The sequence below is a fragment of the Burkholderia sp. Bp9004 genome, assembly GCF_003858025.1.
GTDB lineage: Bacteria > Pseudomonadota > Gammaproteobacteria > Burkholderiales > Burkholderiaceae > Burkholderia > Burkholderia diffusa.
Map to the genome: position 1 here is coordinate 110,974 of NZ_QTQD01000010.1, position 19,537 is coordinate 130,510.

The 19,537-nt window shown below is 62.6% G+C and carries 17 protein-coding genes; all 17 read left to right on the top strand.

What is annotated here, in order from left to right; all coding sequences use genetic code 11:
* Positions 1-89: 89 nt before the first annotated feature.
* Entirely contained in the window at positions 90-911 is an 822-nt protein-coding gene (locus DIE08_RS13980; protein WP_038785474.1) for an OmpA family protein, read from the top strand.
* A gap of 160 nt (positions 912-1,071) precedes the next feature.
* A complete protein-coding gene (locus DIE08_RS13985) occupies positions 1,072-1,377 on the top strand; it encodes an H-NS family nucleoid-associated regulatory protein (RefSeq protein WP_038785476.1) in 306 nt (101 codons plus the stop codon).
* A 621-nt stretch (positions 1,378-1,998) separates the two neighbouring features.
* Complete coding sequence (locus tag DIE08_RS13990) at positions 1,999-2,994, top strand: DUF2827 domain-containing protein (protein WP_244102012.1); 996 nt, start codon at positions 1,999-2,001, stop codon at positions 2,992-2,994.
* A 113-nt stretch (positions 2,995-3,107) separates the two neighbouring features.
* On the top strand, positions 3,108-4,196 hold the full coding sequence (locus DIE08_RS13995) for an EAL domain-containing protein (protein WP_175753926.1): 1,089 nt from the start codon (positions 3,108-3,110) through the stop codon (positions 4,194-4,196).
* 67 nt (positions 4,197-4,263) lie between these two features.
* A complete protein-coding gene (locus tag DIE08_RS14000; protein WP_124902285.1) occupies positions 4,264-5,418 on the top strand; it encodes a DUF2827 domain-containing protein in 1,155 nt (384 codons plus the stop codon).
* A gap of 241 nt (positions 5,419-5,659) precedes the next feature.
* On the top strand, positions 5,660-6,457 hold the full coding sequence (locus DIE08_RS14010; RefSeq protein ID WP_124902225.1) for an OmpA family protein: 798 nt from the start codon (positions 5,660-5,662) through the stop codon (positions 6,455-6,457).
* A 16-nt stretch (positions 6,458-6,473) separates the two neighbouring features.
* Positions 6,474-6,872 carry a hypothetical protein gene (locus tag DIE08_RS14015; protein WP_124902226.1) on the top strand — a complete coding sequence of 133 codons (399 nt, stop codon included), beginning with the start codon at positions 6,474-6,476 and terminating at the stop codon, positions 6,870-6,872.
* A gap of 218 nt (positions 6,873-7,090) precedes the next feature.
* Positions 7,091-8,707: a Mu transposase C-terminal domain-containing protein gene (locus DIE08_RS14020; RefSeq protein ID WP_175753927.1), complete on the top strand. Its 1,617-nt coding sequence runs from the start codon at positions 7,091-7,093 to the stop codon at positions 8,705-8,707.
* A gap of 9 nt (positions 8,708-8,716) precedes the next feature.
* Complete coding sequence (locus tag DIE08_RS14025; RefSeq protein WP_124902228.1) at positions 8,717-9,586, top strand: TniB family NTP-binding protein; 870 nt, start codon at positions 8,717-8,719, stop codon at positions 9,584-9,586.
* A 1,026-nt stretch (positions 9,587-10,612) separates the two neighbouring features.
* Positions 10,613-11,746, top strand: a complete 1,134-nt coding sequence (locus tag DIE08_RS14035) for a filamentous hemagglutinin N-terminal domain-containing protein (RefSeq protein WP_244102005.1) — start codon at positions 10,613-10,615, stop codon at positions 11,744-11,746.
* 262 nt (positions 11,747-12,008) lie between these two features.
* A complete protein-coding gene (locus tag DIE08_RS14040) occupies positions 12,009-12,803 on the top strand; it encodes a hypothetical protein (protein ID WP_124902229.1) in 795 nt (264 codons plus the stop codon).
* A gap of 120 nt (positions 12,804-12,923) precedes the next feature.
* Positions 12,924-13,505 (top strand): N-acetyltransferase, encoded by a 582-nt coding sequence (locus DIE08_RS14045; RefSeq protein WP_244102006.1) that lies wholly within the window; start codon positions 12,924-12,926, stop codon positions 13,503-13,505.
* Positions 13,502-13,978, top strand: a complete 477-nt coding sequence (locus tag DIE08_RS14050) for a hypothetical protein (RefSeq protein ID WP_124902231.1) — start codon at positions 13,502-13,504, stop codon at positions 13,976-13,978. Before DIE08_RS14045 ends, DIE08_RS14050 begins: the two co-directional genes overlap by 4 nt.
* 1 nt (position 13,979) lies before the next feature.
* Complete coding sequence (locus DIE08_RS14055) at positions 13,980-14,567, top strand: isochorismatase family cysteine hydrolase (RefSeq protein ID WP_124902232.1); 588 nt, start codon at positions 13,980-13,982, stop codon at positions 14,565-14,567.
* Between the two features lie 83 nt (positions 14,568-14,650).
* Positions 14,651-15,676, top strand: coding sequence for a hydrogenase expression/formation protein HypE (gene hypE / locus DIE08_RS14060; protein WP_124902233.1), 1,026 nt, complete (start codon positions 14,651-14,653; stop codon positions 15,674-15,676).
* A gap of 68 nt (positions 15,677-15,744) precedes the next feature.
* A complete protein-coding gene (hypF, locus tag DIE08_RS14065; protein ID WP_244102007.1) occupies positions 15,745-18,057 on the top strand; it encodes a carbamoyltransferase HypF in 2,313 nt (770 codons plus the stop codon).
* A 65-nt stretch (positions 18,058-18,122) separates the two neighbouring features.
* Positions 18,123-19,493, top strand: a complete 1,371-nt coding sequence (locus DIE08_RS14070) for a diaminobutyrate--2-oxoglutarate transaminase family protein (RefSeq protein ID WP_124902235.1) — start codon at positions 18,123-18,125, stop codon at positions 19,491-19,493.
* Positions 19,494-19,537 lie beyond the last annotated feature (44 nt).

Below are 19,537 nucleotides of genomic sequence, written 5' to 3' on the forward strand. Positions count from 1 at the left end.
CCGCCACACCCGTGGCGGAATCTCGCGCGAAGCTGCGCCCGTGTCGGACGCAATGTCGCGTTTCAACCTAAATGGCTTCGAGACCAATTATGAAACTCAAGACGATGCAATTGTTTGCAGCCGTTCTGCTGAGCGGTGCGCTGCTTGCCGGCTGCGGAACGACTGCGCGGTTCAATGCAGACGGGACGCCTGAATTTCCGGATCGCAGCAGCGCGTGGATCAAGGAGGGCACCTTTCCCAATGTCAATAACCTTCGACAGGTGATACCGGGTTTGAGCAAGAATCAGGTCTACGCGCTGATCCAGGAGCCCCACTTCAGTGAGGGGGTGTTCGGCGTGCATGTCTGGAATTACATCTTCAATTTCCGGACCGGACGTGGCAACGATTTCGTGACGTGCCAGTATCAGGTGCAGTATGACGACCAGTCGCGCGTCAAGGCGACTTACTGGAAGGAGCCGGAGTGCGCGCAATACCTCACGGAGAAACCGGCGGCTGTCGCCGCGGTTGCGCCCGCGCCTGCCCCCGAGCGCTTCGATCTCGACTTCGGCGTGCTGTTTCCGTTCGACAAGGGGGCGTTCGGTGATTTGCGCCCCGAGGGCCGGGCGAAACTCGACGACATCGTGTCGACGCTGAGCGCGCGATATCGGCAGATCGACTCGATCAAGATAACCGGATACACCGACCGGATCGGTACGGACGATTACAACGACAAGCTGTCGTTGCAGCGCGCGCAAACCGTGCGCACGTATCTCGCGCAGCGCGGCGTGCCGGACTCGGCGATGTCCGCAGCAGGACTCGGAAAGGCGTCGCCGGTGACGACGAATTGCCCGGACGGTGTTTCTCAAGCCACGATCCGGTGCCTTGCCCCCGATCGGCGCGTGACCATCGAGGTGGTCGGCGACAAGCGCTAAATGGAATGCACGCGTAGCGCCGCCTGGGATACGGATTCCCGGGTGGTGTTACGCTGAATCGCAACGATGGCCATGCCTGAAACGGTCCAGCTGACGTCTGGTCGAAGCAGATCGCTGAATCGCTGACCCGAGGCCATCTTTCTGTTTGTAGGATCTGGATATGAGTGCATATGCTGAATTGCTCCAACGGTTCGGAGACCTGAAAGATGAGGTCGAGGCAGCCCGCAAGCTTGAGGTTCACCAGTTTATTGGCGAGGTCGTCAACATGCTGGCTAAACGAGGAATCGGATTGGACGACCTCATCAGCTATCGACGTGCCTACACCGAGAAACGGCCGAATCGTAGGGCTAGGCCGAAGTATTACGACGCGGAAACCGGAAAAACCTGGAGCGGCCGGGGAAGAGAGCCGCACTGGATCAAAGGCAAGGACCGGAGGCGGTTCGAGATCGGCGAACAGGACATGTAGATGGGCAGGGCTGTTACCTGTTGCCGGCAACGATACGGCGTCGGGGTAATGGCTCTGGATTCTGCAATGAAACATATTCGGGGGTGTCCGTCGTGGACGCATTCGGGCGACCGAATGAACGACGGCATGACGGCTGATTGCTGGCTGTACCCGTATCGAGGTTTTGACTAGCACACCATCCATTCGCGTTTCGGGCAGCAGTTTCGCCTGCCTACCCTTGCGAATCAATCGCAGCATGTATTGTTGAATCCCGATTGAAGTCCCGGTTCCGCGATGGGGTGCTCCAGATGCCGGGGCGAAAAGCTACTCGGCGGGATGTCGTTGTTCCTCCGGTAAGCATTACGACCGATCGTAAGGGGCCGGCACTCATTGCTCTGTGAGCGACTGCGAGGGACCGATTCGAGGGGCACTTTGCGTTGTTATCAGTCGTGATTCCAGCAGGTGGGTGTGAAAGCGATACTTGACTTGGCGCAGTTTCCGATGCAGTCGTCTCTCGGCGTGTCGGACGGGCCGTCCGCATTGGCAGGGAATAGCAAGGGGCTTCCGAATCTGGGAGCAATGCAACTGGAATCACCGACCGCCGAAGCCGTCAAGGGTGTGCTCGCGGAGTTGGCGTCGAAGATGAAAGCGGATATCACGTCTTCGGAATCTACTCCATTAGCAGACGCGCTGCCGGCGGGCCTCGAACTCGACGGCCTCGACGTGCCGCTCGTGAAACCCGCCGATGTCACGCATGAGCTCGACGTCGTGATCGAGATGGGCGCGCAGTTGCCGGCGGAATGGATGCGGCACGTGAAGGTGCTCGGCACGAAGCTCGTCGCGTGCTACGTCGGCCATACTTATAGCGGTCTCGCCGAAAACCCGATTTTCGATAAGCCGTCGGGTCACATCTTCAACGGCACGCAGTTCGACGAAGTGTGGGTGCTCGAGAAGTCGCAGAAGGTCGACGTGCCGCTCTTGCGCACGCTGACGCGCGCGCCGGTCTATACGATTCCGCATCTATGGTTGCCGTACTTCCTCGATCGCCGCATAGCCGCGCTGGCGAACGAAGGCGTGACGTTCGGCTATCGGCCCGGCCGCCGCCCATGGCATCTCGCGACGCTCGAGCCAAACATCTCGGTCGTGAAGTCCTGCCACTACCCGATGCTCGTGTGCGACGAGTTCTACCGTGCACGGCCTGACGCGGTGCGGCACCTGTTCGTCGTCAACGCGATGCAAATGAAGTCGCACCCGACCTTCGTACACTTCGCGAACAGCCTCGATCTGGTGCGCCAACACAAGGCGACGTTCGAGCCTCGCATGGACCTGCCAGGCTTCATGGCGCGTCACGCGGATGCGGTCGTGTCGCACCACTGGGAAAACCCGCAGAACTACCTCTATTACGACGTGCTGTACGGCGGCTATCCGCTGGTCCACAACTCGACGCTGCTCGGCGATGCCGGCTACTACTACCCGGACTTCGATTCCGTTGGAGGTGCCCACGCGCTACACGATGCGTGGCTGCATCACGACGAGCGGTTCGACGACTATCGCGCGAAAGCCGATCGGCTGCTGCAGTCGGTCTCGGTCGACAACCCCGCGAACCTGGACGCGTTCGTCGCGCGCCTCGTCGCCTGAACCGGAGCACGTGCATGTCGAACTCCAAGGCCAGTCAAGCACCCGGTGAGGCAGGCAGATCGTCATCATTCGGCAGTAGGGTGGGGAGCATGAGTTACTGCGTAAGAGCACTGATGCAACCCGCTTTCGATCAAGATGCGAGGCTTCACGCGGATTCGGACATGAGGGCAGCCGGCATGGTGCTGGCGGCGATTGCTCGGGACCGGGTGATGCTGTGTGCGCAACCGATTTTGAGTGTGCGTGACGGCGAACAGGTGCTTTATCACGAGTGCCTGGTGCGGATTCTCGGCGCGGACGATCATCCGATCGCGTATCCGTCAGCGTTCATTCCCAGTCTTGAACGACTAGAACTTATGCGTTTCCTCGACCGTTATGTCGTTGGCATGGCTTTCGAGTTCATGGAGTCGAACGTCGATCTGCGCCTGGGCGTCAATATTTCCGCGCAGAGCGTGAATGAAATTCGGTGGTGGGAATCGATTCTCCTGCTGCTCGAGAGCAGGCCCGATATTGCGTGTCGGCTCGTCGTGGAGATTACCGAGACCACGCAACTGTCGCCCGTGTCGGGGCGTGTGTTCGTCGAGCGCCTGCAGCGCATGGGCTGCAGCATTGCCGTGGACGATTTCGGCGATGGATTCAGCGTCGAGAATGGCGCCCGGATCGCTTCGCCGGACATCATCAAGATCGCCGGTCGCTTGTTGCCGACCGACGGTCGTGACCGGGTGCGACGCAATCGGTTCGAAAAAACGGTGGCCCGCGCCCGAAATCATGCAAGACAGGTGGTGGTGGAAGGCATAGAGGGCGTTGACGGGTTGCGCACGGCAGCGTTGGCCGGGGCGCAGTGGGTCCAAGGTTACCATACCGGCAGGCCGGATCGGTTAAGAAAAGTGGAGCGCTCTACCGCCGGAGCGGTAGAGAGATCGATGCAGCAGTTCGAGCGTGTCGCGGATGCATTGATGGATCGGCGGGACGAAAAAAAGGTCCGTGACGATGCGAGGGTTGCCTATGCGTTTGGGCTGTCAAGCGCGTTATATGGAAGACATTCCGCAATCGCCACGGGCTTGCACGACGGCCTGACCGACGTGATGCGAATGAATTCCGGTCATTCGAATATATCGATGCAGTTCCTTCAGTGTTTTGTGGTGCTTGGGCGACTCAATGGCCAGACATTGGCCGGGTCATTCAGATCAGGAGCCTCTTCGTGACACGGTGGACGGCGCCATCGAAGTCGAATATTTCATTCACGCGAAGTTGCTCAAACTTGAGGAATACATGGCAGGGTTAAACACTTGCCCGGCACCAGATGCAGGGCAACGCCTCGTCGTCGGCGTGTCGCTGTTCGTGCGCGGCGCAGGCCAGTCGCTGTGGGAAAACGGCATCTTCCAGAACTGCCTGCTGTTGATCCTGCTGCTGCGCCAGTCGCCGCTCGTCGCTCAAGCTGTGATGGTGAATGGCGGCGAGCAAGTTGCCGATCAACAGATGATGCTCGGCGAGTGGAACGTGCCGCTGCTGTCGATGGACGAAGCGCTCGAGCGCTGCGACGTGCTGATCGAAATGAGCGCGCAGTTCGGCGCGGACTATCTGCGCGCGTTCCGCGAGCGCGGCGGCAAGGTCGTCACGATGCGGGTCGGCAACGACTATGTGATCGACATCGAGCGCGCGATGTTCGACAAGCCGTCGGGCTTCCTGTTCTCGGGCGCGCCGTACGACGCGGTGTGGACGATTCCCGAATTCGAGCGCTCGTGCCTGCACTACTACCAGACGGGCCTGCGCGCGCCCGTCACGATCGTCCCGCACATCTGGCATCCGATGCTGTTCGACAAGGCGCGTGCGACGCTCGGCGCCGGTTTGTCGTTCGGCTATCAACCGGGCAAGCCGCGCTGGCGCGTGACGATGTTCGAGCCGAACATCTGCATGGTGAAGACGAGCATCATTCCGATGCTGGTCACCGAGGAAGCCTACCGCGCGAATCCGACATTCCTCGAATTCGTGCGCGTGTGCAACACGATCCACCTGAAGGATCACACGACGTTCATTCACTTCGCGAAGAGCCTCGACATCGTGAACCATGGCATCACGACGTTCGAAAGCCGTTATGCGGTGTACGAGTTCATGGCCGCGTACGGCGATGCGGTGGTATCGCACACGTGGGAGAACGCGCAGAACTACCTGTATTACGAGCTGCTGTACGGCGACTATCCGCTGATCCACAACTCGCCGTTCCTCGGCAAGGCCGGGTATTTCTATCCGGACTTCGACAGCCAGGCCGGCGGCCGCGCGCTGCTGCAGGCGTTCACCGGGCACGACGCGAATCTCGATGCGTACCGCGAGCAGGCGAAACGCGTGCTCGACTCGGTCAGTATCTACAACCCCTGCAACGTTGCCGAATATTCCGACGCGATTGCGTCGCTCTATCGCGCCGCATGACGCAACGCTCTCTCCGGACCTCAACATGAACGCACACCCGACCCTCTCCCGCGCGAAATGGCTGATCGGCTGCGCTGTCGCTGTGATCTCAATCGGTGCGTACGCGCAATCCGGTGGCGAATCGGCGGCTCGCGCGGCTACGCAAGCTACCCAGAGGACCGTGGTTTCCGGTGCGATCACGCCGGCGGCCGCGAGCGCAACCGCTGCTGCCGAGCTTGCCGCCTAGGCGCAGGCCGCGGACATGGAAGCGCTCGCATCCGATACGTGGCTCGTCACGCACACTAACGCGTCGGGAGCGCCTGCCGTCCAGGCCCTGCTCGACAGTGACGATCAGCGTCCGGCCGTGGTGGAACCCCTGCTGGCACGCTTCGGCAAGGGGCACTTCTCGGCGTCGCTGAGGGCGGGCGGGACGGGGGCGTCCGTCTGGCTCGACCGCCTCGACGCGCTGTTGCCGTTCATCGCGGTACCGGGTGCCGAACTCACCGTCGCGCCTCATCGCGTGATGCTCGGCGGACTGGCGCCGGATCGCGCGGAAGGCTGGCGGCAGCGTTTGCAGCAGGCGCTCGGGCCGGCTTTCGACGTGCAGGTGTTCGACAAGGCTGCCGCGGTTGCACGCGGGTCCGATTCGTTTCTGCATGCGATGAACGCGCTGCTTCAGGGTGATTCCACGTGCAACCCGTGGCAAGCGGCGGGTGTATTGAACCGGCAAATCGTCGACTTTACCGCCGGCGACGACAAGCTGCCGCCGTCCGCGGCCGAGAACCTTTCGATGTCCGCCCAGTTGATGAAGGCCTGTGCCGCACGCAATCAGATGCTCCGGCTCACGATTGCCGCCCATGCGGACCGTACGGACGACGGCGAGCGGCTGCTCGCGCTGACGCAGCGACGCGCTGATGCCATCCGGGGTTTTCTCGTGAATGCAGGCGTGCCGGCTGCGTCCCTGGTCACACGGGGATACGGCGCGGACCGTCCGGCGGCCGGCACGCTGACTGCCGCCGGTCGATTTGCCAACCGGCGCGTCGAGTTCACGCCGCTTTGAGCGAGGGGAGGCTTGTATGCGAAGCGATACGGCAATCGACGTGCATGATGACTTCACGATACCGGGCGCGATGTCGATCAAGGCATTGCATGCGGCACTCTCGCATGCGCAACGGACCTTCCTTGCGCAACTCGTCGAGTATGCATTGAGTGACGATGCATTCCTGGTCGCGTTACTGATCGTGCCACTGCTCGATTTCGGCCAGGGGCGGCCCATTCCCGACATCGACTTGCGTGCGGTCTGCGGCTTTACGGTCCGACGATGGACGGATGCGGTCGATGAACTCGTGGGCCTCGGCGCTCTGCAGCGCTCGCGGCCCCGCCTGCCGGCCCGGCGTATGTCTGCCTTCAGGCTGGGTAGCCAGTTCAGGCCGCGTCGCGTTCAAGCTGCTCACGATGGATGTCGCGATGTGTAGGCGTTCATTATTAGCGCTAGCCGTGCTCAGAAACGTTGCTAGCGGAAATTCTCAAAGAAGCCTCGGCGAACAGGGACTTTTTGAAGTTTTCTGGCGGCTGCTTAGCCGTTGCGTTTCTGCAACAGAAACTTGGCCGATGTTCACTAACGTTGCTAGCACGTTGCACGTGTTCTTTAATACTGCTAGCGCACGTGTCGCGTGGATTGATAGGGATCCATATGGCTTCGATCGAAGAGCGGGCCGCTCGAGCAGCGAAGATTGCGTCCGTGCTTCGACCGCTTGGCAACGGCGTGCTTTCCCGACAGCAGGCTGAACGAGCAGCACAGCTATTAGGCGTTCACTGCACCACCGTATATCGCCTGCGTCGACGTTTCCTCGCAGATCCGGTCGCCAGCACATTAGAGCCAAGGCAGCCGGGTAGGGCGACCGGGGGCAGACTGGACGCCGCCGTCGAATGCGTCATCGACGAGGCCGTGCACGAATGGCTCCCTGATCAGCGACACCTTGCGCATCCTGCAACTGATCTTGTACTTGAGGTGAAACGTCGCTGCAGCGTTGCAGGTCTATCGCCTCCAAGCAGGTCAACAATTGCTCGACGGTGGCTCTCCTATCGCGAGCAGGATGCTTTGGCACGAGCTGCGCTCCCGAACGCTGCAGTTGCCCCTGGCACATTCCAGGTCCGACATCCGTTAGATATCGTGCAGGTTGATCACACGCAAGCGGACATCCTGCTCGTTAGCGAACTGGACGGACAGATTATCGGTCGACCGTGGCTGTCTGTGGCTCTCGACGTTGCTACGAGATGTGTGCTTGGCTTTTATGTCGGAATGGAGAGGCCGGGGGCTGCGACGGTAAGCTTGCTCCTCTCGCGCGTAGTTCTGCGGAAAGAGCCGTGGCTCGAAAGACTAGGCGTCGAGGCTGACTGGCCGATGCGCGGTATCCCTCGAACGCTGCATCTTGATAACGCGGCCGAATTCAAAAGCCGTGCCCTTCGCAGTGGATGCCGCGAGTACGGCATTGAACTGATGTACCGACCGGTGGGCAAGCCGCACTTTGGTGGCCACATCGAGCGGCTGAACAGGACCTTGATGGAGCGCGTGCGTGGCCTCCCTGGTTCGACTGGATCGTCAGTCAAAGGGCGCAAGGCGCGCCAGGCCGAAAAGACAGCTTCACTTACGTTGAAGCAGTTCGAGCAGTGGCTGGCTGTCGAGATCGGCAGGCGTTATCACTGCGGCCCCCACCGCGGTTTGTTGGGACTTCAGCCCGTGCAAAAGTGGCAGGAAACATGGCGAGCATCGGATTCACGATGCTTGCCAGCTCAACCGGATGCCGAACTGAAGTTTCTGATCCGGTTCCTGCCAGTCGCATCCCGGACCATTCAGAGGGACGGCCTCAAGCTCTTCCTGATCCGCTATTGGCATCCCTTGTTCGCGGCATGGCGGGAAACACGCCGGTCCGTGACGATCCGCTATCACCCAGAAGACCTCTCGCGCATCTTCGTAAGCGCTGGCAGAGGCAGTTTCGTTGAAGTGCGATACGCGGACTTGCGTCGGCCTCCCATCTCGCTGTTCGAACAGCGAGCAGCTTTGCGAGCTATCCGGGCTAGGGGACAACGGGCAGTATCGGAGAGGGAGATATTCGAGACTGTTGAGCAGCAGCGACAACTGGTCGTCACTTCCCAGCGGGCTACTCGAGCGCGACGCCGCATGGCACGTCAAGCTGGCGGTTTGGTTCCGAAGCGCAGCATCGAAGATCTTTCACTCACTGAACAGCGGCAGGTCGAGCAGGTGAACTACGACGCACCAGTTACTGCGTATGACGTTGAACAGTGGTAGGGGGCCAGCATGAAGCAAGGTGATTTCGCGCATCTGCTACCCGCAGCAAGAGATCAGGTCCTACTCGGAAAAGAGGATCGCATAAAGGGTCTGCTACGTGACCGGTGGATCGACTATCCCCGAGCGACTGAAGCCTTGCAGCTACTGCAGCGGCTCTATGACACGCCGAGACGCGAGCGCATGCCGTGTCTTCTGCTGCACGGCGACTCGAATATCGGGAAAACCAAGATAACGGCCAAGTTCAGGCGAGCGCACCCCAACGAGTTCGACGAGAGAACCGGGGTAGAGCGGTGTCCGGTCGTGAGCGTACAGATGCCTCCCACCCCCGATCAGCACCGCTTTTACGCCGCCTTGCTCTTTGAGCTCGGTGCGCCACATAACCCCGCCGCGGGGCTTGCCACACTCGAGCGGCTCGCTCGCGACATCTTGCGGCGGATGTCGCCGCAGATGCTAATCGTAGACGAGGTTCATCACCTGCTCGCCGGAACGTACCGTGAGCAACGCGCCTCTTTGAACCTTCTAAAATACCTCGCCAACGACCTGCAGATTAGCATGGTCCTTGTCGGTACGCGCGATGCCGTTCTAGGGCTTCAGACCGATTCACAGATGATCAGCCGCTACAGACCATTCGAGATCCCAAGGTGGAGGGAAAGTGAAAGTCTTCGCAGGCTCATGGCTGCGTTCGAGAAAGTCTTGCCGCTACGAAAACCATCGAATCTGTCGCGACGTGAGATTGTCCAGCTCGTTCTCGAGATAAGCGGAGGGCTGACTGGCGCCATATCTACGATCCTCAACGAAGCAGCAGAGTTGGCGATCAGGAACGGTGACGAGTGCATCGATATCGCTCACCTTGAACAAGTTGCCCGCGCGCATGTCTGACACCCACAGGCCATGGCCCATCGCACCTCGCACCTCGCCCCTCGCCCCTTCCTGGAAGAGGCGTTTGGTAGCTGGTTGGGTCGAATCGCGGCGCGGTATCAGACGAGCGTAGACTTGATCTGGGAATCGGGCACAGGCGTAGTAGCGATGCCTAGCCTGACCAAGGCCGGCTGGATCCTCTTCCCCCAGTTCCATCCCCAACCCTGAGCCGTCTATCTCGCGTAGCGCGGCTCAACGACGGCATTCTGAGCATGATCCAGACGCCACATGAGTGGGTCTTCGACCAGAAGTACTTGGTGTATTGCTTCAGATGTCTTGTTCTGAACGACGCCGATGTCACTGCGTCACGGTGGAAGAGGGAGTGGCTCGATCCGTCAGCCGACTACTGCCGGGTGCACCACAGCCTGCTCGAGACTGTTCCGCAATCGATTTTCGCCAGAGCTCGGAATTTCGACGCCGCGCTGCGGGCGATATCACGTTATCGATGCCCACCGTTTAGGCTGAGCAAAACACTACGCTAGCAGTATTAGTGAACATTGCTAGCGCTCCGTTGGGCACGGTTAGCGTTAATTGTGAACTCCTACAGCGGCGGCCGTCGATCAGGGCGCGCTCGCGGGCGGAGAACGTAAAGAAAGTGTTGAGTTCGAACTCGGTCAGTTCATGCGGGAAGTGCCGCAGGCCGAGGTACGCCAGGGCGCCAGTGATCCATCATACGCACTCCTGCGCGAAATGGACTGTGAAGCGTAGCCAGAAAAATTTTGGTCCGCAACCCGATAGCTGCATGGCCGACGCTATGTAGAATCGTTATTAAATTATTAATAAAGTAATTTATCGATATTTGATTTATTTTTAAATCGCGATCATATCCATTCTTTCAATAAATCAACAATCGTCAAATCTCGTCAGCGGTAGTGACTTTCCACGATTCGCTGTGCTAAGTTCAACCCAAACGTTTTCTGGCGGCGGTTTGCTGTGTCTACCGAACGACTGCCAGAGAGAAACCAAGCACACCAAGAATCAAGAAAAATGCGAGTAGAGACCCTGCGACGGACGTTGGCCGAACGTCATGCTCTGCGCGAAAGCGCGCGCCAACAAGGCCTGATGAACCACCGCTTCGCCGCGCAACGCTCTTCGGATCGCGCGGCGCGACCGCTGTGGATGCGCGTCACGGCGATCATCATGGTTGCGGTGACCTACTTTGCGCCAGCCGTTTTCCTTGCCGACGAAGTCGCGCATGCGGCGCCGATCGTTGATCCGCGCGCGCCTATTCCTTTTCAGCCCACGATCACGCAGACGAGCTCAGGCGTGGCCGCGGTGAACATTGCCACGCCGAATTCAAACGGCGTGAGCCTGAATCAATATCAGTCGTTTGGAATCGATTCGAAAGGATTGGTGCTGAATAACAGCACCGTCGCGGGGACGCCCTTGCTGGGCGGGACCTTGGGCGCCAACCCGAATTTGAAAGGTCGGTCCGCTACGTTGATCATCAACCAGGTGACGTCGACCGGGCCAGCTACCGGCCTCTACGGCCCGCTCGAGGTATTTGGCGCGCCCGCTTCCGTCGTGATCGCGTCGCCCAACGGGGTTTCCGTGTCGGGTTTGAGCGTCACCAACGTCACGAACCTGACGCTGACCACGGGCACGCCCCAGTTTCTCACAGGGGTTGGCGGCACGGCAACCGACTTCGCGCATGCCGGGGCAGTTGCCTATGACGTTCGCTCGGGTTCGATTTCAATTTCGGGGCCGGCGGGCAACAACGGTACGCCCGGCGCGGGTATCGAAGGCACTGTGGGCAACCTGGATCTGATTGGCCAAACCGTTTCGATCCAGGCACCGCTGTATACGAATCAGCGCGTAAACGTCATTACTGGCAACCAGCTTGTATCCCCAACCGCTTCGGATGCGTCCGGCGTGACCTACGGCACTGCGTCGAACGGCGTGCCGAACATCGCGACGGCGATCCCGACGGCCAACGGCCTTGCGATCGACGCGAGCCAGTACGGATCTGTCACGAGCGGACAGATCTATATCGTGCAAAACGCCGCCGGACTGGGGGCGAACATGCAAGGCCCCCTGTCGGCGACGGCCGGCAACGTAGTCCTCAATGCGAACGGTGACATTCCGTCGGCAAGACCTTCGCGAACCAGAACGTCAATCTGACGAGCACGGGCACCACGACGATCACCGATACCGGCCTCGCAAACCAGAACTATACGGTCGCGGCGAACGGCGATATCAATGCAGATCGCATCGAGATTCTCGTCGGCGCACTCGACGACGCATCGAACGTGATACCGACCTTTCACGGTTTCGACGCGGAGCGAATCCCGTGGTTCGACGTGCGGGATGACCTGCCGCGTCATGCGGCGATGCCGTGATGTCTTTTGACACAAAAACCAGCCACCTTACAGGAGAGGTTTACATGCCGTCCAGTTCGTCGTTCAACACGTATAGCAAGTTGCTTAACCCGGAATTCCGTGCCCGGATCGACGCGATGCTCGCGCAGTTCGAGGCCGCGTTCTACGAGAAAATCGAGAAGGCGGGGGACATGCTGAAGCCCGACGCGTTCGATCTCGGCATGTACAAGCGGCACAACGTCGAGACGATCCTGCGCATCGCGCTCAAGCGAGCGGTCGACCCGCTTGTCGCGAACTACTGGGCGTCGCGCGATCCGCAGCTTTGCAAGGAGTGGGGCCTGTACGGTGCCGAGGAAGGCCGGCACGACCGAATGTTCGCGCGCGACCTGCATGAAGTCGGAATGACCGACGAGGAGATCTATGCAACGCGGCCGACGTTCGCGACCGAACTTCTGAACGGCTATTTCTATTACACGATGGCGACGGAGGGTCCGCTGGCGTCGATGGTCAGCGGTTTCTACTTGGAGTTCGTCGCCGGCCGCACGCAGCCCGATTGGCTCGACAGCGTCGAGGTACATCTCGGCAAGGATTTGACGAAGGGCGCACGGCGCCATTTGCAGCAGGATATCGAGGACGATCACGTCAACATGGTCTGGAACATGATCATGCGCACGGTCAAGACACCGGCGGACGAAGCGCGTTTCGTCGAGCACCTCGTCAAGATCAACGCGCTGTTCGTGTCGTATTTCGTCGAAGTCGCGCGCAGTGCGCGCATATCGGCGCCGAATCCGCTCGAGGCCGCTGTGACGACCCCGGTGGCGGCCATCGGCGTTGCAGCCGAAAGCGGTGCGCTCGCGTGATCCGTATCCCGTTCGTGCCGTGCGTGATCCGTCGCCGCGGCGCACGCGCCCAGATTCGTCAGTCCACTGCATGAGGTCCCGATGAAATTCGAATGGCCGTCGTCTTTGTCGCGACGGGACATGAATGAGCTGGTCGACTTGATGAATACGGTGTCGACGCGCGAGACGACACTCGGATTCTTCGAGCTGATCCCGGTGTCTGTCGGCCTCACGATGATGGAGGCGCTCGACGCCGACATCCGTGTGCGTGCCGTTGACCTGCTGATCGCGCGTGAGCAGCCGAGCAGCAGGATCATCGGCATGCTGATTCTCGCGCGTCAGGCGTTGCCGGCGCGGCGGCACATCGTCGAGATGAAGCGCTGCGTGATCGAACCCGCGTATCGCGGCCGATTCCTGATCGACGGTTGGCGGCTCGCGCTCGAGCGCGTGCGCGAGATGGGCTGCGACATGATCGTCATCGACGTGCGCAGCGACGGCAAGGCCGAGCAGCTCTGGCGTCGTCTCGGCTTCGTCGAGTACGGTCGGCTCGATGACTACGCTCGCGTGAACGGCCGCGTGATCACCGGCTATTTCCTGCGCGCGTACGTGGACGACGTGATCGCGCACCAGCAGCGCACGAACACATTCTGGCACCGCCGCGAAACGGCGGCCCGCGACGAGCCCGAGCTCGCGATCGCGTCCGGCCAGCAGGACGACGCATGACGCCGGGACGCCGCAGCGCGCTGGCGTCGCTCGGCGCGATGTGCGTGCAGGGCACGTGGGCCGCATATGCGAACCATGCGTTCGGGCCCTGGACCGCCGGTCGCGCGGCCGTGGTGCAGGGCATCTGCAGCTTCGGGATGACCTATGCGGTAACGCGGCTGATCGAGTGGTCGGTCGTGCGGTTCCGCACCGACGCGCCGACGCTGCGCGCCGCGAAGACCATCGTGCTCGCAATCGGCTGGATGCTGGGCGTGCAAGTGCTCGCGCACTGGCTGGCCGGCACGCCGCACATCGCCGTGACGATCGCGCCGGCGGCATCGCTCGGCGCGATCTATTGCACGGTCTACACGATCGGCCGCGTGAAGCTTGACGAATGGCCGGCCGGCGGCAGTGCAGGGGAATCAACCATGAACGACGGCGCGGCAGCAAACGCGACCGTGGCCGTCACCCACCTATCCGACAGGAATGCATGACATGGCAGGCAACATCGCTGTACTGACGAACGATCTCCAGTACGAACTGGTCAACAAGAACCCTGAGCGCATTCGTGCGGTGGCCGACGCGAAGGACGATTTCTGCCGCTTTCTCGACGGCATGCGCGCGCGCGGCTGCAAGATCGTGCACCTGCAGCTCATCAACAGGGAGGACGACAAGAATGCCGAGCGCTACAACGGTTATCTGCCGGTGACGAAAGGCAGCGAAGGCGCGCAGATCATTGCCGATTTCCTTGCCGAATCGGATCTGGTCGTCGAGAAGAACAAGGACAGCGGCTTCTATGAGACCGATCTTCACGAGATGCTCCAGGCGCGCGGCGTCGACACCGTGGTCGTGACCGGTATGCAGACGCAGATCTGCGTGCAAACCACGGCGGCGGATGCGTTTTTCCGTGGCTACAACATCTGGGTGCCGTCCGACTGCGTCGTGTCCGCGCAGGAAGCGGACAAGAATCGGGCGCTGGAATGGCTCGACGGCTACTGCGCGACCGTGACCGATTCGGCCGACGTGCTCCGCACGATCGACGAATTCGGCCACCTGCCGCGCAAGGTCATCAAGACGCCGTGACGTACGTGCCCGCCGGGCGCCGTGCCGCGCACGCGGCCGGCGGGCGAATGCAGGCACTCGAAATCATTCGATCGAACGAATCCATGAATATCAATGATCTTTCTCGTTCCACGGTCATGCTGGACCATGGCACGGGCGCCAAACTCAGCCGCGAACTGGTGGAGATGATCGTCTCGGTACTGGGCGATACCTATGTCGGCGAGATGGAGGACAGCGCGCTGCTGGACGTCGACGGCGGGCGCCTGGCGATGACGACCGACTCGTTCGTCGTCAATCCGCCGTTGTTCGGCAACGGCGACATCGGCAAGATTGCGGTGTGCGGCACCGTCAACGACCTGGCCGTGGTGGGGGCGACGCCGAAGTACCTGTCGCTCGCGCTGATACTCGAGGCGGGCTTGCCGTTCGGCACGCTCGTGCGCGTGCTGGAATCGATTCGCGACACAGCGCGCGAAGCAAACGTCAAGATCGTCGCGGGCGATACGAAGGTCGTCGGCAAGGGCGAGGCTGACCGGATCTTCATCAATACGACGGGCGTCGGCTTCGTGGGGCGCGCGCCGTTGCGCATGAAACAGGTGCGGCCGGGCGATCGCGTGATCCTGAGCGGCTGGATCGGCAATCACACGATCCATCTGCTGTCGATTCGCGAAGGGCTCGGCTTCGAGACGCGCGTCCTGAGCGATTGCGCGCCGCTCAACGGCATGCTGGCCGAACTGTTCGACGCGATGCCGGAGGGCGCGTTGCGCTCGGTGCGCGACGTCACGCGAGGCGGCCTGTCCGCCGTGATGCACGAATACGCGTCCGCGCTCGACGCGACGCTCGAAATTCGCGCAGCCGATCTGCCGATCCAGGCGGAGACTGCGATGGCAGCCGACATGCTCGGCATCGATCCGATCAACATGGCGAACGAAGGCTGCCTGTGCCTGTTCGTCGCGCCGGAACAGGTCGAGCAGGCGCTGACGGTGCTGCGCGGACATCCGTACGGCAGGCACGCGGTCGAAATCGGCGAGGTGCGCGATACGGGCAAGCGTGCTGTCGTCATGCGCGAGCGCAACGGTGAACTGCGCACGATCGACGAGCTCGCCGGCGCCGAACTGCCGCGCCTATGCTGACCGGAGGCGCAACCGCCGTCGCGCCACGCGCGGATCACGCCGGCGCGTGCGACGTGATCCGTTGGCGCATGCGCGTCACTGGCGTGGTGCAGGGCGTCGGATTCAGGCCGTTCATTTATCGGATCGCGACGTCGCGCGCCTTGCGCGGCTGGGTGCTGAACGATGCCGACGGCGTCCTGATCGAGGTGGAGGGCGCCGCGCACGTGCTGGCCGATTTCGACGCGGCGCTGCGATCGGACTTGCCGCCGCTCGCGCGATTGACGTCGCTGCGCTCGCACGGCGTCGCGCCGCTGCTCGACGAGACGGAACGCTTCGTGATCCGGCACAGCGAGCAGAGCGGCAGCCATCTCGCGCAATTGCCGGCGGATTCGCACGTGTGCGACGCCTGCCTGCGCGAAATGTCGGACCCCGCCGATCGCCGCTATCGCTATCCATTCATCAACTGCACGAATTGCGGGCCGCGCTTCTCGCTGATCGATGCGATTCCGTACGATCGCGACAACACGACCATGCGCGCGTTCACGATGTGCGAGTCGTGCGAGGCGGAGTACCGCGACCCGTCCGACCGCCGCTATCACGCGCAGCCGAACGCATGTCCGGTGTGCGGGCCGCGGGTCGGGCTGTACGACGCGCAGCAGATGCTGTCGGCCGGCGACGCCGCGCTGCGCGCGGCGATCGACGCATTGCGTGCGGGCCTGACGGTCGCCGTCAAGAGCGTCGGCGGATTCCATCTCGTGGCGGACGCACGCAATCCGGACGCGGTCGCGCGGCTGCGCGAACGCAAGCGACGCCGCTCGAAGCCGTTCGCGCTGATGATGCCGACGGTCGACGCGGTGCGGCGCCGAACCGAATGCAGCGAACTCGAGGCGCAATGGCTGACGTCGCCCGGGCGGCCGATCGTGCTGCTGCGCAAGCGGGACGGCGGCGATCTGGCGGAGAACGTCGCGCCGCGCAATCCGAACCTGGGCGTGATGTTGCCGTCGGCGCCGCTGCATTACCTGCTGCTGTCCGATCCCGACATGCCGGCGCTGGTGATGACGAGCGGTAATGTGTCCGGATTTCCGATCGCGTATCGCAACGAGGAAGCGCTCGCCCGCCTGTTCGAGGTATGCGATCGCGTGCTGCTGAACGATCGCGATATCGCGATTCGGATCGACGACTCGGTGATCCGCTGCTCGAGCCACCCGCAGCTGCCGGCGCCGCAGGTCAGTTTCCTGCGGCGCGCACGCGGCTTCGCACCGTACGCGATCGAGGTCGGCCGGACCATGGCGCCGGTCGTGGCCTACGGCGCGGAGCTGAAGACGACGGTCGCGCTGGCCGATCGCGAGCGGATCTACGTGAGCCAGCATATCGGCGATCTCGGCAACGAAGACACATTCCGTTCGCATCAGACGATCGCGTCGCACTTGGCCGACCTGTATCGCGTGTCGCCCGCCGTCGCCGCGTGCGATATGCATCCGTCGTTCCGCTCGACCCGGCTCGCGTCGGACACGCATGCGTCGCATCGGCAGATACAGCATCACCATGCGCACATGGCCGCGTGTCTCGCCGACAACGGACTCGACGGGCCGGCGATCGGCGTGATTCTCGACGGCGCGGGTTACGGCCCCGACGGCACGATCTGGGGCGGCGAGTTTCTCGTCGGCGACGCGCTTGACGTGCGGCGCGCGGGGCACCTGCGCTACCTGTCGCTGCTCGGCGGCGACAAGGCGGTGCACGAACCCGTGCGCACGGCGCTTGCGCTTGCGCTCGAATCGTTCGACGGCGATACGGGCGTGCTGGCACGCGTGCCCGCGTTCGCGGCGCTGGGCGGCGAAGCGCGGCACGTGTACGCGACGATGTGGCGCAACGGTCTCAACGTGACGCGCACGTCCAGCATGGGGCGCTTGTTCGACGGCGTGGCGGCGCTCGCGGGCGTCTGTTCGCGGGCGGAATACGAAGCGCACGGGCCGATTGAATTCGAGGGGCTGCTCGCGCGCGATCTCGCGATGAGCGAGCCGTACCGCCATGATGCGTGCGACACGCCCGCCGACGCACCCGTCGAGCTGGACTACCGGCTGATCGTGCGGCAGGTCGTGGCGGACGTGGCCGGCGGCGTCGAGCCGGCCGCGATCAGCCGGCGCTTTCATTCGACGATCGTGCAGGCGATCGCATCGCTCTGCGAACGGCTGCGCAGCCGGCATGCGCTCGACACGGTCGTGCTGAGCGGCGGCGTGTTCCTGAACGAATTCGTGCTGGTGAACGCGCTGGTCGAGCTCCGGCGCAGGGGTTTCGATGTGCATGCGCATCGCGACGTGCCGACCAACGACGGCGGCATTGCAGTCGGGCAGGCGGTCGTGGCGAGCGCGAGAATGGCGGCGGAACGCCGGTCAGTCGATTGAATAACGCTGTTTCTGGGATGACGCAGATGAATGCACCGCACACTGAATTACCCGATCGACCTGACATGTTCGAGTTCGTCCGGCAACGCGAGTCGAGCGCGCGCACCTATGCGAACGCGCTGGGCCGCGTATTCGTGAAAGGCCGGGGCGTGCACGTGGTCGACAGCGATGGAAACGAATATCTCGATTGCCTGTCGTGCGCGGGCACGCTGGCACTGGGCCACAATCACCCGTATGTCCGCGACCGGGTCATCGATTTCCTGCAATCGGACCAGTTGCTCCAGGCGCTCGACATCACGACGCCCGCGAAGAGCCGCTTCATCGAAGCGCTGTTCGACGCGCTGCCCGACGCGTTCGCGCGGCATGCCCGCATCCAGTTTTGCGGGCCGTCCGGCGCGGATGCGACCGAGGCCGTCGTCAAGTTGATGAAGACGGCCACCGGGCGGCGGTCGATCCTGGCGTTTCACGGCGGCTATCACGGCATGACCGCGGGCGCACTGGCGCTGACGGGCAACCTGACGGCGAAAGCAGAGGTCGCGTCGCTGATGCCGGACGTGCACTTCCTGCCGTATCCGTATGCGTATCGCTGCCCGTTCGGCACCGACGGCTCGGACACGGAAGCGCTGTCGCTCGCCTACATCGAGCGAGTGCTGAGCGATCCCGAGAGCGGCATCGTCGCGCCGGCCGCGATCGTCGTCGAGGCCGTGCAGGGCGAAGGCGGGGTGATTCCCGCGCCGGCCTCGTGGCTGCGCGGGCTGCGCGAGCTCACCGAACGTTTCGGCATCCCGCTCGTGATCGACGAGATCCAGACAGGATTCGGCCGTACCGGCACGATGTTCGCATTCGAGCACGCGGGCATCGTGCCTGACGCGATCCTGATCTCGAAGGCAATCGGCGGTGGGTTCCCGCTGTCCGCGGTGCTGTATCACGAGCGTTACGACGGCTGGAAAGCCGGCGCGCACGCGGGCACGTTTCGCGGCAACCAGATCGCAATGACCGCCGGCACCGCACTGCTCGAGGTGATGCGCGACGACGATATCGCGGGCCGCGCGCGGGAGCGGGGCCGGCAGCTCGAACTCGGCTTGCGCGAGCTGGCGAGCCGCTTTCCGGGTTTCGGCGACGTTCGCGGGCGTGGGCTGATGTGGGGCGTCGAGATCGTCGATCCGGACGGGCCGCCGGATCGCTCGGGGCGCCGGCCGGCCGACGGCGACACGACGCGCCGGCTGAAGCGGGCGTGCCTGGCGCGCGGGTTGATCGTCGAATCGGGCGGCCGTTTCGGTGCCGTGCTGCGCATGCTGCCGCCGCTGACGATCTCTGCGGACGAGATCGGCGAATTGCTTGCGAAGCTCGGGGCCGCCTGCGTGGACGTCTGGCCATCCGGGCAACCGGGTGCGGCGGATCGAGAGGCCGCATCCATGCTCGCCGAAGCGGAGTAACGTCAGAGCTGCGTCGGCGGCCGGCGCAGGTTTGCGCGGCCGGA